Source organism: Candidatus Rhodoblastus alkanivorans (genome assembly GCF_022760755.1).
GTDB lineage: Bacteria > Pseudomonadota > Alphaproteobacteria > Rhizobiales > Beijerinckiaceae > Rhodoblastus > Rhodoblastus alkanivorans.
On record NZ_JAIVFP010000001.1, the window covers coordinates 918904 to 932106 of the forward strand.

Here is a 13203-nt window from a genome sequence, read left to right on the forward strand (position 1 = left end):
TTCCAGAGGCTCCCTGGCATTGTTGAAACATCTCACCGTCACGCGGCGCGCCGCCATGTTTTCCGCCGCCGCTCTGCCCCTGTTCGGCCTGTCCGCGCGCGCCGACGACGCCAAGATTTCGCCCGCGCCTTCGTCGGAAAGCTGGCGCAAGTCCTATGGCCTGTCGTCCTTCGGCGATCTGAACCTGGCCGAGAATTTCCCGAATTTTCCCTATGCCGAACCTGGCGCGCCCAAGGGCGGTCAATTGCTGATGGAGGCGGTGGCGAATTCCTATGATTCGCTCAACGGCTATATTTTGGCGGGCAATCCGGCGATCGGCCTGTCGATCGTCAACGACAGCCTGATGGCCGGCAGCCTGGACGAGGACAATGCGCTTTACGGCCTCGTCGCGCGCGCGGTCGAGATTTCCGCCGACAAACGCCAATATCGTTTCCACTTGCGGCCCGAGGCGCGGTTTCACGACGGATCGCCGATGACCGCGCAGGACGTTGTCTTTTCGCTCAATATTTTGCGCGAAAAGGGCCATCCCCTGATCCAGCAATTGCTGCGCGACCTCGACAAGGCCGAGGCCGAGGCCAACGACGTCGTTCTCGTGTCCCTCCACGAAAATTTCGGGCGCGATTCGATCCTCAATATCGCCGGCCAGCCGATCCTGTCCGAGGCTTACTACAAGGTCCACGACTTTTCCCGCTCGGGCATGCAGCCGCCGCTCGGCTCCGGCGCTTACAAGATCGGGGCCTTCGAACAGGGCCGTTACATCGCCTATGCGCGGGTTCCCGATTATTGGGGCAAGGATCTTCCGGTCAATGTCGGCCAGAACAATTTCGATCTCATTCGTTACGATTATTTCGGCGAGCGCGCGGTCGGCTTCGAGGCTTTCAAGGCGGGAACCGTGAACCTCCACGAGTCCTCGACCGCTTCCGAATGGGCGACGGGCTATGATTTTCCCGCAGTGCGCGACGGCCGCGTGATCAAGATGGAGATTCCCGATCGGCGCAGCCCCGGATTTCAGGGCTTTTTCTTCAATCTGCGCCGTCCCGTCTTCAAGGACCCCCGCGTGCGCGAGGCGCTCGGCTGCTGTCTCGATTTCGAATGGGACAACCGCAACCTGTTCTACGGCGCCTATAAGCGCACGGTGAGCTATTTCGAAAACACCGACATGAAGGCGGTCGGCCTGCCTTCGCCGGAAGAGCTCAAAATCCTGGAGCCGTTGCGTGGAAAAGTTCCCGACGAGGTGTTCGGCCTGCCCTTCGTCCCGCCGGTTTCCGACGGCTCCGGCCAGGATCGCACTTTGCTCAAGCGCGCCTATGAGCTTCTCAAAGCCGCCGGCTGCAAGCGGCAGGGCGGGCAATTGCTGCTGCCCGACGGGGCGCCGCTCGCCTTCGAATTTCTGGAAACGACGACCGCTTTCGAAAAGGTCGCGCAGCCCATGTTCAAGAACATGCAGCTGCTTGGCGTCGCGCCGCGCATGCGGATCGTCGATTCCGCGCAATATAAGCAGCGGCTCGACACGTTCGATTTCGACATGATCGTGGACCGCAAGATGATCGGCGGCGTGCCCGGCGACGAATTGCTGGCCTATTTCGGCTCCAAATCGGGCAAGACCCAGGGCGGACTGAACCTCGGCGGCATCGACGACGCGGCGGTCGATATTCTCGTCGACAAGGCGCTCAAGGCCCAGTCGCGCGCCGAACTGACTGTGACCTGCTGCGTGCTCGACCGGGTTTTGCGCGCCGGGCGCTATTGGATTCCGAACTGGTATTCGCCCTATCGCCGCATCGCCGCATGGAATGATTTCGGCCGGCCCAAGGAGACGCCCAAGCTCGATCTCGGCATCTCCTCTCTGTGGTGGTGGGATGCGGAAAAGGCCGCGGCGACAAAGGCCAAGGGCTGATGGCGGCCTATGTCGCGCGGCGCATTCTGCTGATGATCCCGACCCTGTTCGGGATTTTGGCTTTGTCGTTCGTCATCGTGCAATTCGCTCCGGGCGGGCCGGTCGAGCGGGTCCTGGCGCAAATCCAGGGGCAGGATTCCGGCGCGACCGCGCGCTTCGGCGGGGCCAACAGCGCGATCGCCGCCGGGCGCGGCGGCGCAGCCTCGGAATTTTCCGGCAAATATCGCGGGGCTCAGGGGCTCGACCCCAAATTCATCAAGGAGCTGGAAAAGCAGTTCGGCTTCGACAAGCCGCCGCTCGTGCGTTTCTGGCTGATGATCCGCAATTACGCGACGTTCAATTTTGGCCGCTCCTATTTTCGCGACGAGCCGGTGATCACTTTGATCAAGGAAAAGCTGCCGGTTTCCATGTCGCTCGGCCTGTGGATGACTTTCCTGTCTTATGTGATCTCGATTCCGCTCGGCATCGCCAAGGCCAGGCGCGAGGGCGAGGCCTTCGACATCTGGACGTCGGCGGTCATCATCGTCGGCTACGCCATTCCGAGCTTTCTCTTCGCCATTCTGCTGATCGTGCTGTTCGCGGGCGGCTCGTTCTGGCAGATTTTTCCTCTGCGCGGCCTCACTTCCGATTATTTCGCGCAGCTCACTTTGTTGGGCAAGGTCAAGGATTATCTCTGGCATATCGTGCTGCCGGTCTCGGCGCTGACGCTCGGCGCCTTCGCCACCACCACTTTCCTCACCCGCAACGCCTTCATCGACGAAATCCGCAAACAATATGTCATCACCGCGCGGATGAAGGGCCTGACCGAGCGGCGCGTGCTTTACGGCCATGTCTTCCGCAACGCCATGCTGATCGTGATTTCCGGCTTTCCCGGCGCCTTCCTCTCGGCCTTTTTCACCGGCTCGCTGCTGATCGAAACGATCTTTTCGCTCGACGGACTCGGGCTGCTCTCCTTCGAATCCACCCTCAACCGCGACTATCCGGTGGTCTTCGCCAATCTCTATATTTTCGCTCTGCTCGGCCTCGTCATCAATCTGATCTCCGACCTGACCTATGCGTGGATCGACCCGCGCATCGATTTCGAGACGCGGGAGACGTGATGTTCGCGCTTTCGCCGATCAGCCGCCGCCGCCTTGAGGGTTTCAAGCGCAACCGGCGCGGCTATTTCTCGTTCTGGTTGTTCCTGATCGCCTTTATCCTGTCGCTCGGCGCCGAATTCATCGCCAACGACAGGCCGATCCTCGCCTCCTACAAGGGCGAGTTGCTGTTTCCGACTTTCATCAACTATCCGGAAGACAAATTCGGCGGCTTCCTGGCCGAGACCGATTATCGCGATCCGGTGATATTCAAGGAAATCGAGGCCCATGGCTGGCTGATCTGGCCGCCGGTCCGCTATTCCTACGACACCCATAATTTCGCGCTGCCCGTGCCGGCGCCCTCGCCGCCGACCTGGATGCTGACCAACAAGCAATGCGCCCAAGGCAAGACTTTTTCGGGCGGGAAGGCGCAAAATTGCAGCCAGATCGAATGGAACTGGCTCGGCACCGACGACCAGGGCCGCGACGTCGTCGCGCGGCTGATCTATGGCTTCCGCATTTCGGTGCTGTTCGGCCTGCTGCTCGCGGGCATATCCTCATTGGTCGGCGTGACCGCCGGCGCGATCCAGGGCTATTTCGGCGGCTTGACCGATCTTCTGTTCCAGCGCTTCATCGAAATCTGGTCGTCGCTGCCGAGCCTCTATCTGCTCATCATCCTCTCGGCCATCGTCACGCCGAGCTTTTTCGTCCTGCTCTTCATCCTGCTCGCCTTTTCCTGGGTCAATCTGGTCCATGTCGTGCGCGCCGAATTTCTGCGCGCCCGCAATTTCGATTATGTCCGCGCCGCCCGGGCGCTCGGCCTTCCCGATCGCAAGATCATGGTCAAACACGTCCTGCCCAACGCCATGGTGGCGACTTTGACCTTCCTGCCCTTCATTCTCAGTTCCTCGATCATCACGCTGACCTCTCTTGATTTCTTGGGCTTCGGCCTGCCGCCCGGCTCGCCCTCGCTCGGCGAACTCCTGTTGCAGGGCAAGAGCAATCTCCAGGCGCCCTGGCTCGGCCTGTCGGGCTTCGCGGTGATCGCGGTCACTTTGTCGCTGCTGGTCTTCACCGGAGAGGCTTTGCGCGACGCTTTCGATCCGAGAAAGGGCTTTTGATGGCCCCGGATGCGCCGCTGCTGGAAATCAGGGATCTCAGCGTCGGTTTCGGGCCGACCGGCCGCGAGTCGCTCGCGATCGAGAGCGCGTCGCTGCGGCTGGAGCGCGGGCGCACGCTCGGCCTCGTCGGCGAGTCGGGCTCCGGCAAATCTGTCACCGCTCTCTCCATCGTGCGGCTGCTGGCGCCGGGCGCGAAAATCCTGGGCGGCGAAATCCGTTTTCAGGGCCGTGAACTGCTGAAAGCCGACGAATCCGTTTTGCGCGCCTTGCGCGGCGCGCGGATCGGCATGGTGTTCCAGGAGCCGATGACTTCGCTCAATCCCTTGCACCGGATCGAGCGCCAGATCGGCGAAATTCTGGAAGTTCACGGCATGTCTTCGCGGCAAAAGCGCCGCGCGCGCACGCTCGAACTCCTGCAGGAGGTCGGCCTGCAGAATGCGGAAAAAAGGCTCGACGCCTTCCCGCATGAACTTTCCGGCGGCCAGCGCCAGCGCGTCATGATCGCCATGGCGCTCGCCAACAATCCGGATCTGCTCATCGCCGATGAGCCGACCACCGCGCTCGACGTTACGGTTCAGGCGCAAATCCTCACCTTGCTGCGCGACCTGCAACAACGTCACGGCATGGCGATTCTGTTCATCACCCATGATCTCGGCATCGTCCGCCGCATGGCGGATGAGGTCGCGGTGATGAAACAGGGCCTGGTGGTCGAGACCGGCGCGACCGAACAGATTTTTGCCGCGCCCCGCCATGACTACACCAAGATGCTGATCGCCGCCGAGCCGAGCGGCGCGGCGCCGCAGGCTGATCCCAATGCGAAGGAAGTGCTGGCGACCCAAAATCTGAAAGTGTGGTTCCCGATAAAAAAGGGCTTTTTTGGCCGCGCGGCCGAATATGTGAAGGCGGTGGACGGCGTGTCGCTCGCGTTGCGAAAAGGCCAGACGCTTGCTCTCGTCGGCGAGTCGGGCTCGGGCAAGACGACGCTCGGCCTCGCGCTTCTGCGCCTGATCCGCTCCGATGGGCCAGTTCTTTATCTCGGCCGCAATATCGACGGCCTGTCCGCCCGTCAGATGCGGCCCCTGCGCAAAGAGTTGCAGATCGTTTTCCAGGATCCCTATGGTTCGCTGTCGCCGCGCCTCTCCGTCGCCGAGATCGTCGAGGAAGGCCTGCTGATCCAGGACAGGGGCCTGTCAGCGCCGGAACGCCGCGCCGTGGTCGCCCGGGCGCTGGCCGACACGGGGCTCGATCCGGCGACCATGGACCGCTATCCGCATGAATTTTCCGGCGGCCAGCGCCAGCGCATCGCCATCGCCCGCGCTTTGGCGCTCGATCCGGAAATCATCGTGCTCGACGAGCCGACCTCGGCGCTCGACCGCTCCGTCCAGGCCCAGATCGTCGATTTGTTGCGCGACCTCCAGATCAAACGCGAACTGTCCTATCTCTTCATCAGCCACGATCTCAAGGTGGTGAAGGCGCTGGCCTCGCAAATCGCGGTGATGCGCGACGGCAAAATCGTGGAGCAGGGCGCGGCGGATGAGATTTTTGCGAAGCCGCGGGAAAAATATACAAAGGAATTGTTCGCCGCCGCCTTCGACCTGGATATCTCGAATGGCGTTGGCGACAGCCCGTCCCGTCATCCCTCCGTCATTTCATAGCGGCGATGGTCGTCGGTCTCGCGTGCGCCGCGCCGTCGCAGCTGTTCCAGACGCGGCCGTTCGATGGAGAAGGCTATTGGGACGGCGTGACCGCGCTCAAGCCACGCCCGCGCGCAAAAGATCGTGGATGTGCAAAATGCCGGCCGGCTTGCCGTCTTCGACGATGAAGAGCACCGTGATCTTGCGCCGGTTCATGGTCTCCAGAGCGGAAGAGGCCAGAGCGCCGCGCGGCGCGGTCAGCGGCGCGCGGGTCATGATCTCGCGCGGGGTCTTGTCCTGGAGCAGATCGCTCCAGTGACGGCGCAGATCGCCGTCGGTGATGATCCCGGAAAGCCGGCCTTTGTCGTCCACGAGTCCGACGCAGCCGAATCTTTTTCCGGTCATCGTCAGGATCACCTCGCTCATGGCGGCGCTCTCGGACAGGAGCGGCATGTCCTCGCCGGCGTGCATCAGGTCGTCCACCTTGTGCAGCCGCGCGCCGAGCTTGCCGCCGGGGTGGAACTGGCGGAAATCCTGCGCCGAAAAGCCGCGATCCTCGATCAGGGCCACGGCGAGGGCGTCGCCCAGCACAAGCTGGATGGTGGTGGAAGTCGTCGGCGCGAGGCCATTGGGGCAGGCCTCCTCGACCTGCGGTAATTCCAGCAGAATGTCGGCGGCGCGCCCGAGCGCACTGTCGCGCCGCGAGGCGGCGGCAATCAGCGGAATGGCGAAACGCTTGGCGTATTCGATGAGGTCGGCGAGTTCCACTGTCTCGCCCGACCAGGAAAAGGCGAGCACCACGTCGTCCTGGGTCACCATGCCGAGGTCGCCGTGGCTCGCTTCGGCCGGGTGCAGGAAAAAGGCGGGCGTTCCGGTCGAGGCCAGGGTCGCCGCGACCTTGCGTCCGATATGGCCGCTCTTGCCCATGCCGCTCACGATCACGCGCCCGCGCGCCGCGCGGATGGTCGCGATCGCCTTTTCCAGCGCCGCGCCCAGTTCGCCGTCGAGCGCGGCGCGAAGGCTGGCGACGCCGGCTGCTTCGATTTCGACGCTTCTTTGGGCGGCTTCGAGCGCGATGCTGTTCATGCAGGCCTCTTTTCGTTGAGGCCGCGATCCGTATAACATTGAGGCTGGAACGGCAAATTCAGCCATGACTTACGACGAATATAACGCCTTCTGCGCTTCCCTGCCGGCGACGACCCATGTCGTGCAATGGGGCGGCCATCATGTCTGGAAGGTTGGCGGCAAGGTCTTTTGCATCGGCGGAGGCACGGAAGAGGCGCCGGCTTTTTCCTTCAAGGCGAGCGAAATCGCTTTCATGGTTCTCCCCGAAAGGCCCGGCTTTCGGCCCGCGCCCTATCTCGCCTCGCGCGGACTGAAATGGATTCAGGCGCAGGGATTCGACGTGGACGGAGAAGAATTGCGCGATCTGATCCGCGCGTCCTATGTTCTCGTCGCCGCGGGACTGAGCCGCAAGAAGCGGCTGGAGCTGGGGTTAGACAATGCCGCCGGCTCTTGAAGAGGGCGGAGGGCATCCGCGCCGACCGGCGCCGGCGGGCGCCCTTGCCTATGCAAGGGCAAATAATTTAAGGACAGGCCATGGCCAAGAGGCACGAGGCGATCGACGAAAATCTGCGCTCCTTCATGGCAGGGCAACAAATCTTTTTCGTCTCCACCGCCGGGCCTGAGGGAAGGGTCAATCTCAGCCCCAAAGGGCTCGACGGGACTTTCGCGATGCTCGGGCCGCGCCGCGTCGCCTTTCTCAATCTCACCGGCAGCGGCAACGAGACCGCCGCCCATCTGCGCCTCAACGACCGAATCACTTTGATGTTCTGCGCCTTTTCGGGCCCGCCCAATATTCTGCGGCTTTACGGCAAGGGCAAAGCGATCGGCGTCGGCGGTCCCGGCTGGGACGAACTGGCGCCTTTTTTCGCGGACCTGCCGGGCAGGCGGCAGATCGTGGATGTCGCGGTGGAGGAGATCATCACCTCCTGCGGCTATGGCGTGCCGCTGATGGATTTCGCCGGCCAGCGCGACACGCTGGTGAAATGGGCCGAGCGCAAGGGCGACGAGGGCATTCGCGCCTATTGGCGCGAGAAGAACAGCTTGAGTTTCGACGGCCTGCCGACCGGCGTGCTGGAGGAATGACGCCGGTTCTCGTTAACGAGAACCGGTCAGGAGCGAATGCGACGCCGAGCTGATGCGAGGGATTCATTGATCGCGACGAGTCGCGATCAATGAGAAACAACATGAATCCGTTCAGCCGCCGATCTTCGAGAAATCGGCGACGCTGTGGATGGCGCGGCGCAGTTGCGCGAGCATTTGCAAGCGGTTGCGGCGCAGATCGGGGTTTTCCGAATTGACCGTGACCTTGTCGAAAAAGCCGTCGACCGGCGCGCGCAATTTGGCGAGTGCGCGCATGGCGCCCTCATAATCCTCGGCCTTCACCGCCTCCTGCGCCTCGCGCTCGGCGCGGTCGAGCGCGGCGGCCAGAACATGCTCCTCATGCTCGATGCGCAAATTGGGCTCGGGATGTTTTTCGAAGGCGCCGGCGCCGTCCTTCTTCTCCTCGGCCTTTAGAATATTGGCGGCGCGCTTGTAGCCGGCGAGGAGGCTCGCGCCGTCCTCGGTCTTGAGGAAATTTTCCAACGCGTCGATGCGGGACTTGATCATGACCAGATCATCCTCTCCCAGAGCGAAGACGGCGTCGAGCAGGTCGTGGCGCGCGCCGCGGTCGCGGAGATAGATCTTGAGGCGGTCGGCGAAGAAATTTAACAAATCGACAGTCTTTGAATCTGCCTCGTATGGCGAATATTTTTCTCGGGCTTCTTCTGATGGTGTGGGATCTACTGGCACACCGCCGAGTGCGAATATACGAGCATTATTTTCTACAGATTCTTGGCGCTGCAGTATCCACGTGAATGAATGGAGGCCTCCATTTATCCAATATCCAAGCTTCAGCCGCAGCCCGTTCTCGAGAATAATCCGGATCACCCCCAACGCCGCACGCCGCAAAGCAAACGGATCCTTGGAGCCGGTCGGCTTTTCGTCGATCGCCCAGAAGCCGACGAGCGTGTCGAGCTTGTCGGCGAGCGCAACCGCGATGCTCACCGGCGCGGCGGGAATCAGGTCGTTCGGGCCTTGAGGCTTGTAATGGTCCTCGATCGCGGCGGCGAGTTCGCCATCCTCGTTTTGCAGTTCGGCGTAATAGCGGCCCATCAGGCCCTGGGTCTCGGGGAATTCGCCGACCACTTCAGTAACCAGATCGGCCTTGGCCAATTCGGCCGCCCGGGCCGCCTTTTCGGGATTGGCGGCGACCAAAGGCGCCAGTTGGCGCGCTAGCGCGACGATCCGGTCCACCCGCTGCCCCTGCGTGCCGAGCTTCTGGTGAAACACGATGTTCAGCGCCCGCAATTTCGCGAGGCGCTGGTCGAGCGGCTTGCCTTGGTCCGAAAAGTCCGGCAAAGGCGCCTGATCGGTCTGCCAGAAATAGAGCGCATCCGAAAGGCGCGCGCGCACGACGCGCGCATTGCCGGCGGCGATCGCCTTGCCGCCGTCGCTCGCAATCACATTCGACACCAGCAGGAACTTGTTGGCGAGACGCGCCGTCTCGGGGTCGCGCAGGACAAAACATTTCTGGTTGGCGCGGATGGTGGCGCGGATCACCTCGTCGGGAATGTCCAGAAAGCTCTTGTCGAACTCGCCCGTCAGCACGACCGGCCATTCGACGAGGCCCGCAACTTCGTGCAGCAGGCCTTCGTCCTCGACCAGCTCCAGCCCTTGTGCGAAGGCGTGGTCCTTGCAGTCATGCAGGATGATGTCGCGTCGCCGCGCGGGGTCGAGCACGACTTTGGCGGCCTGGAGCCCTATAAGATAATCATGGAAGCGCCGCACCTTGATCGGCTGCGGCGCCATGAAGCGATGGCCGTAAGTGACATTGCCGGAAGCAATCCCGCCGATTTCGAACGGCACGATCTCCGGGTCTTCGGTTTCCGGCCCGAAAGTCGCGACAATGGAATGGAGCGGGCGCACCCAGCGCAGGGCGGTCGGCTCGGCCGACAGCGCTCCCCAGCGCATGGATTTGGGCCATGGGAAATTTTTCACGACGTCGGGAAGGATTTCGGCCAGCACGTCGAGCGTCGCCCGGCCTTCGCGCTCGATCACGGCGAGATAGAACTGGCCGCCCTTCCTGTCGGTCTCGATCCTGGCCTCGTCCAGAGAGGCCAGCCCGGCGCTTTTCAAAAAGCCCTGGATCGCGGCGTCGGGCGCGCCGACGCGCGGGCCTTTCTTTTCCTCGCGCTGGTCGGGCTGTCGCGCGGGCAGGCCGACGACATTCAGCGCCAGACGTCGCGGCGTGACGAAACTTTCCGCCGCCTCAAAAGTCAGGCCGCGTTCGATCAATGCGCCGGTGACGAGTTTTTTCAGGTCGGCGGCGGCCTGCGCCTGCATTCGGGCCGGAATTTCCTCGGAGAAAAGTTCGAACAGAAGGTCGGACATGACGGACTTTACGAAAGGAAGGGGAGGCGGGTGGGCGGCTTTTCGGGAGCGAATGCGACTTCCGGTCTGGTGACGTCCATCTTGCGAAGGGCTATGGCCGAGCCGTCGCGAGGGGTGGACCTCAAAAACCTCCGCCCTCGGTTTTCATCCAGGCGGCGCCGCAGGCCTTGGCCAGTTCGCGCACCCGCAGAATATAGCTCTGCCGCTCGGTCACCGAGATCACGCCGCGCGCGTCGAGCAGGTTGAAGGCGTGGCTCGCCTTGACGCACTGATCGTAGGCTGGCAGCACCATGAGATGATGCTTGGCGTCGCCTTGTTCGCCGAAGGCGAGCAGCGCCTTGCATTCTTCTTCGGCGCGGGCGAAATCGCCGAACAGCTTTTCGACATTCGCGGCTTCGAAATTATGGCGCGAATATTCCTGCTCGGCCTGCAGGAACACGTCGCCGTAAGTGATGCGGTCGTCGCCGTCGAGGCCGTTGAAATTCAGGTCATAGACGTTCTCGACGCCCTGCACATACATGGCGAGGCGCTCCAGCCCATAGGTCAACTCGCCCGAGACGGGAGCGCATTCGACGCCCGCGACCTGCTGGAAATAAGTGAACTGCGACACTTCCATGCCGTCGCACCAGCATTCCCAGCCGAGCCCCCAGGCGCCCAGGGTCGGGCTCTCCCAATCGTCCTCGACGAAGCGGATGTCGTGAAGCGCGGAATCGACGCCGATCGCGGCGAGCGATAGCAGGTAAAGCTCCTGCAGATTGTCCGGGCTCGGTTTGAGGATGACCTGATATTGATAATAATGCTGGAGGCGGTTCGGGTTCTCGCCATAGCGGCCGTCCTTGGGGCGGCGCGAGGGCTGCACATAGGCCGCTTTCCACGGCTTTTTGCCGAGCGAGCGCAGGGTTGTGGCCGGGTGAAAGGTGCCGGCGCCGACTTCCATGTCATAGGGCTGAAGGATGACCGCGCCCTGCCGCGCCCAGAAATTCTGCAGGGTCAGGATCAGTCCCTGAAAACTCTTTTTCGGGTCGAGTGAGGGGTTTTCGGCGGCAGTCTGGCTCATTGCGCGGTCCAAGGCTCGCTTTGGGGCCCATTTGGGTTGGCCGCGCAACCTAAAGGGAGGGGCAGGGCCGGTCAACACAGGCGCGGCGCGGCGCTTTTCCTAAAATTTATTTCATTGTGGAACAGCGATATAGGACCTGCGTTGGGACCGCGGCGGCGGCCGGCGCCGGCACGTTTGCGAATATTGCCGACGTCGCCGCGCCGGGCGACGATCGTCGCCCGGGTCGATACCCAACTTTGGCGGCGTCCAGGCTCTCGGGCGGGGCGCCGCCCCTTCCGCCGGAATCCACGCCTCCTGCGCGCCTCCGGGAACGAAAGCGTGGCCGTTGCGTTCAGGTCTGGTTCAGGGGCGCCAGCACATGGTCCCGTGAATCGGGTTCGAGGAGGTTTCGCTATGGCGTTATCGAACAAATTGATCAAAGCGGCGTCGCTGGCGGCCATGACGGCCGGCGCGCTCCTGCTCTCCGAACCGGCCTTCGCCTTTCATGGCGGGGGCTTCCATGGCGGTGGTTTCCATGGCGGTGGTTTCCACGGTGGCGGCTTTCGCGGCGGCGGTTTCCGCGGTTGGCATGGCGGCGGCTTTCGTGGCGGCGGTTGGCGCGGCGGCGGCTGGGGCGGCGGCTGGGGCGGCCCCCGTTTGGGGCGGCGCGGTGATCGCTCCGGCCTTGGGTTGGGGGTACCGGCTGGGGTTGGGGGCCGGCTGGGGTTGGGACGACGACTATTACGACGCGCCCGTATACAGCGCTCCGATCTATGTCCATTGCTACATCCGCCGCGTGCGCGTCCATACGCGCTATGGCTTGCGCTGGCGCCGGGTGCGCTACTGCTATCAATGAAATGAGCTGTCGCGAACCGGCCTGCGGGCCGGTTTTCGATTCAGTCCGGAAATATCCGCCGGCCTTGCCGGTGGATTGCGGCCGCCGCTGGCGTGAACCGCCCGTCGGCCTCGTGCAGGACGAGGCCCGGCAGGAGGGCAAGCGGAGCCTTCGAGCCTTTTCGCCCGCGCAGGATCACCCGAACCGCCTTTTCGCCTTCGCGTGGAAAAATCGGCAGTACGCGCAGTTCGCCGAGCCGCCCCTCGAGCGCGGCCAATAGATCGGCGAGCGCGTCGGCGCGATGAATGGCCACGAAAATTCCGCCGGGGCGCAGCAGGGCGAGCCCGGCGCGCAGCCATTTTTCCGCCCCGCCCTCGTCCAGCATATGGGCCATGGCGCGATCGGAATCGGGCGAGGACCGCGCCGCGCCGCAGGCAAGATAAGGCGGGTTGGTGACGACCAGATCGGCGGCCTCGGCGAGCCCCTCGGCCTTGCGCGCAGCGACGTCGAACAGGTCGGCCTCGACCACGCGGGCGCGGCCCTCCAATCCGTTGAGCGGTATGTTTTGCCGGGCGAGCGCGGCGGCGGCGGGGTTCTTTTCCAGAAGCGCCGCCTGCGCCAGCGGGTTCCATAGCGCGAGGGCGAGGCCGACGGCGCCGACGCCCGCGCCGGCGTCCACGATGAGGCCGCGCGGGACGGCGGGCGCGGCGGCGGCGAGCAGAACCGCATCCGCCCCGACGCGATGGCCGCGCGCCGGCTGATGCAACAGAAGGCCGCCGTCGAACAGGCCGTCCGGGTCAGGCCTCGCGCAATTCGTCGCCAAAACCCGCCTCCCGCAGCAGGCGCCGCGCCCTGTCCGCCTCGTCGTCGGCGACGCAAACCCGGCGTTGCAGGAAGCCGGCGGAGCCCTCGAGCACGCTCATGTTCTGGTCGGCGACGAAATAATAGACGCCAGCTTCGCGCAGCAGGGCCTCGATGGCGGAAATCAGCACGATGTCGTTGGTGCGCAGCAGTTCGATCATTTCGCGGCCCGATGAGGTCGCCAAATTTTAGGACGGGGCGAAGAGGCTGGCAATATCCGGCGGCGAGGCTTGCCGCCCTCTTCGTGGC

At 63.4% G+C, this 13203-nt stretch carries 12 protein-coding genes; 7 read left to right on the plus strand and 5 right to left on the minus strand.

Going from position 1 to position 13203, the window contains the following annotated elements:
* Positions 1-22 precede the first annotated feature (22 nt).
* Genes K2U94_RS04315 through K2U94_RS04330 form a run of 4 tightly spaced genes read left to right on the plus strand, consistent with a single transcriptional unit; the run spans position 23 to position 5746 of the window.
* Positions 23-1894, plus strand: a complete 1872-nt coding sequence (locus tag K2U94_RS04315; protein ID WP_243066029.1) for an extracellular solute-binding protein — start codon at positions 23-25, stop codon at positions 1892-1894.
* The gene (locus K2U94_RS04320; RefSeq protein ID WP_243066030.1) at positions 1894-2994 is read left to right on the plus strand and encodes a microcin C ABC transporter permease YejB; all 1101 of its coding nucleotides are present in this window, start codon (positions 1894-1896) and stop codon (positions 2992-2994) included. Before K2U94_RS04315 ends, K2U94_RS04320 begins: the two co-directional genes overlap by 1 nt.
* The gene (locus K2U94_RS04325; protein WP_243066031.1) at positions 2994-4091 is read left to right on the plus strand and encodes an ABC transporter permease; all 1098 of its coding nucleotides are present in this window, start codon (positions 2994-2996) and stop codon (positions 4089-4091) included. Before K2U94_RS04320 ends, K2U94_RS04325 begins: the two co-directional genes overlap by 1 nt.
* Positions 4091-5746 carry an ABC transporter ATP-binding protein gene (locus tag K2U94_RS04330; protein ID WP_243066032.1) on the plus strand — a complete coding sequence of 552 codons (1656 nt, stop codon included), beginning with the start codon at positions 4091-4093 and terminating at the stop codon, positions 5744-5746. The genes K2U94_RS04325 and K2U94_RS04330 overlap by 1 nt, the downstream gene beginning before the upstream one ends.
* A 96-nt stretch (positions 5747-5842) precedes the next feature.
* Here K2U94_RS04330 and K2U94_RS04335 read toward each other — a convergent pair whose 3' ends face one another.
* On the minus strand, positions 5843-6811 hold the full coding sequence (locus K2U94_RS04335) for a KpsF/GutQ family sugar-phosphate isomerase (protein ID WP_243066033.1): 969 nt from the start codon (positions 6809-6811) through the stop codon (positions 5843-5845).
* 64 nt (positions 6812-6875) lie between these two features.
* Between K2U94_RS04335 and K2U94_RS04340 the strand changes: the two genes are divergently transcribed.
* Both K2U94_RS04340 and K2U94_RS04345 read left to right on the plus strand, forming a co-directional pair.
* Positions 6876-7244: an MmcQ/YjbR family DNA-binding protein gene (locus K2U94_RS04340; protein ID WP_243066034.1), complete on the plus strand. Its 369-nt coding sequence runs from the start codon at positions 6876-6878 to the stop codon at positions 7242-7244.
* Between the two features lie 80 nt (positions 7245-7324).
* Positions 7325-7873, plus strand: coding sequence for a pyridoxamine 5'-phosphate oxidase family protein (locus tag K2U94_RS04345; RefSeq protein ID WP_243066035.1), 549 nt, complete (start codon positions 7325-7327; stop codon positions 7871-7873).
* Positions 7874-7984: 111 nt separating this feature from the next.
* Here K2U94_RS04345 and glyS read toward each other — a convergent pair whose 3' ends face one another.
* Both glyS and K2U94_RS04355 read right to left on the minus strand, forming a co-directional pair.
* Positions 7985-10222, minus strand: a complete 2238-nt coding sequence (gene glyS, locus K2U94_RS04350) for a glycine--tRNA ligase subunit beta (RefSeq protein WP_243066036.1) — start codon at positions 10220-10222, stop codon at positions 7985-7987.
* A 121-nt stretch (positions 10223-10343) separates the two neighbouring features.
* Positions 10344-11279, minus strand: a complete 936-nt coding sequence (locus K2U94_RS04355) for a glycine--tRNA ligase subunit alpha (RefSeq protein WP_243066037.1) — start codon at positions 11277-11279, stop codon at positions 10344-10346.
* 499 nt (positions 11280-11778) lie between these two features.
* Between K2U94_RS04355 and K2U94_RS04360 the strand changes: the two genes are divergently transcribed.
* On the plus strand, positions 11779-12114 hold the full coding sequence (locus K2U94_RS04360) for a hypothetical protein (protein ID WP_243066038.1): 336 nt from the start codon (positions 11779-11781) through the stop codon (positions 12112-12114).
* 40 nt (positions 12115-12154) lie between these two features.
* Here K2U94_RS04360 and K2U94_RS04365 read toward each other — a convergent pair whose 3' ends face one another.
* Together K2U94_RS04365 and K2U94_RS04370 are read right to left on the minus strand one after the other, a co-directional pair.
* Positions 12155-12916: a tRNA1(Val) (adenine(37)-N6)-methyltransferase gene (locus tag K2U94_RS04365; RefSeq protein ID WP_243066039.1), complete on the minus strand. Its 762-nt coding sequence runs from the start codon at positions 12914-12916 to the stop codon at positions 12155-12157.
* Positions 12891-13115 carry a putative signal transducing protein gene (locus K2U94_RS04370; RefSeq protein ID WP_243066040.1) on the minus strand — a complete coding sequence of 75 codons (225 nt, stop codon included), beginning with the start codon at positions 13113-13115 and terminating at the stop codon, positions 12891-12893. Before K2U94_RS04370 ends, K2U94_RS04365 begins: the two co-directional genes overlap by 26 nt.
* Between the last annotated feature and the right edge of the window lie 88 nt (positions 13116-13203).

What these genes read in the sequence shown, in the direction of transcription:
- K2U94_RS04360 (WP_243066038.1), top strand. Translation starts at nt 11,779, where the DNA reads ATGGCGGTGGTTTCCATGGCGGTGGTTTCCACGGTGGCGGCTTTCGCG.
- K2U94_RS04355 (WP_243066037.1), bottom strand. Translation starts at nt 11,279, where the DNA reads ATGAGCCAGACTGCCGCCGAAAACCCCTCACTCGACCCGAAAAAGAGT.
- K2U94_RS04320 (WP_243066030.1), top strand. Translation starts at nt 1,894, where the DNA reads ATGGCGGCCTATGTCGCGCGGCGCATTCTGCTGATGATCCCGACCCTG.
- glyS (WP_243066036.1), bottom strand. Translation starts at nt 10,222, where the DNA reads ATGTCCGACCTTCTGTTCGAACTTTTCTCCGAGGAAATTCCGGCCCGA.
- K2U94_RS04340 (WP_243066034.1), top strand. Translation starts at nt 6,876, where the DNA reads ATGACTTACGACGAATATAACGCCTTCTGCGCTTCCCTGCCGGCGACG.
- K2U94_RS04370 (WP_243066040.1), bottom strand. Translation starts at nt 13,115, where the DNA reads ATGATCGAACTGCTGCGCACCAACGACATCGTGCTGATTTCCGCCATC.
- K2U94_RS04335 (WP_243066033.1), bottom strand. Translation starts at nt 6,811, where the DNA reads ATGAACAGCATCGCGCTCGAAGCCGCCCAAAGAAGCGTCGAAATCGAA.
- K2U94_RS04330 (WP_243066032.1), top strand. Translation starts at nt 4,091, where the DNA reads ATGGCCCCGGATGCGCCGCTGCTGGAAATCAGGGATCTCAGCGTCGGT.
- K2U94_RS04345 (WP_243066035.1), top strand. Translation starts at nt 7,325, where the DNA reads ATGGCCAAGAGGCACGAGGCGATCGACGAAAATCTGCGCTCCTTCATG.
- K2U94_RS04325 (WP_243066031.1), top strand. Translation starts at nt 2,994, where the DNA reads ATGTTCGCGCTTTCGCCGATCAGCCGCCGCCGCCTTGAGGGTTTCAAG.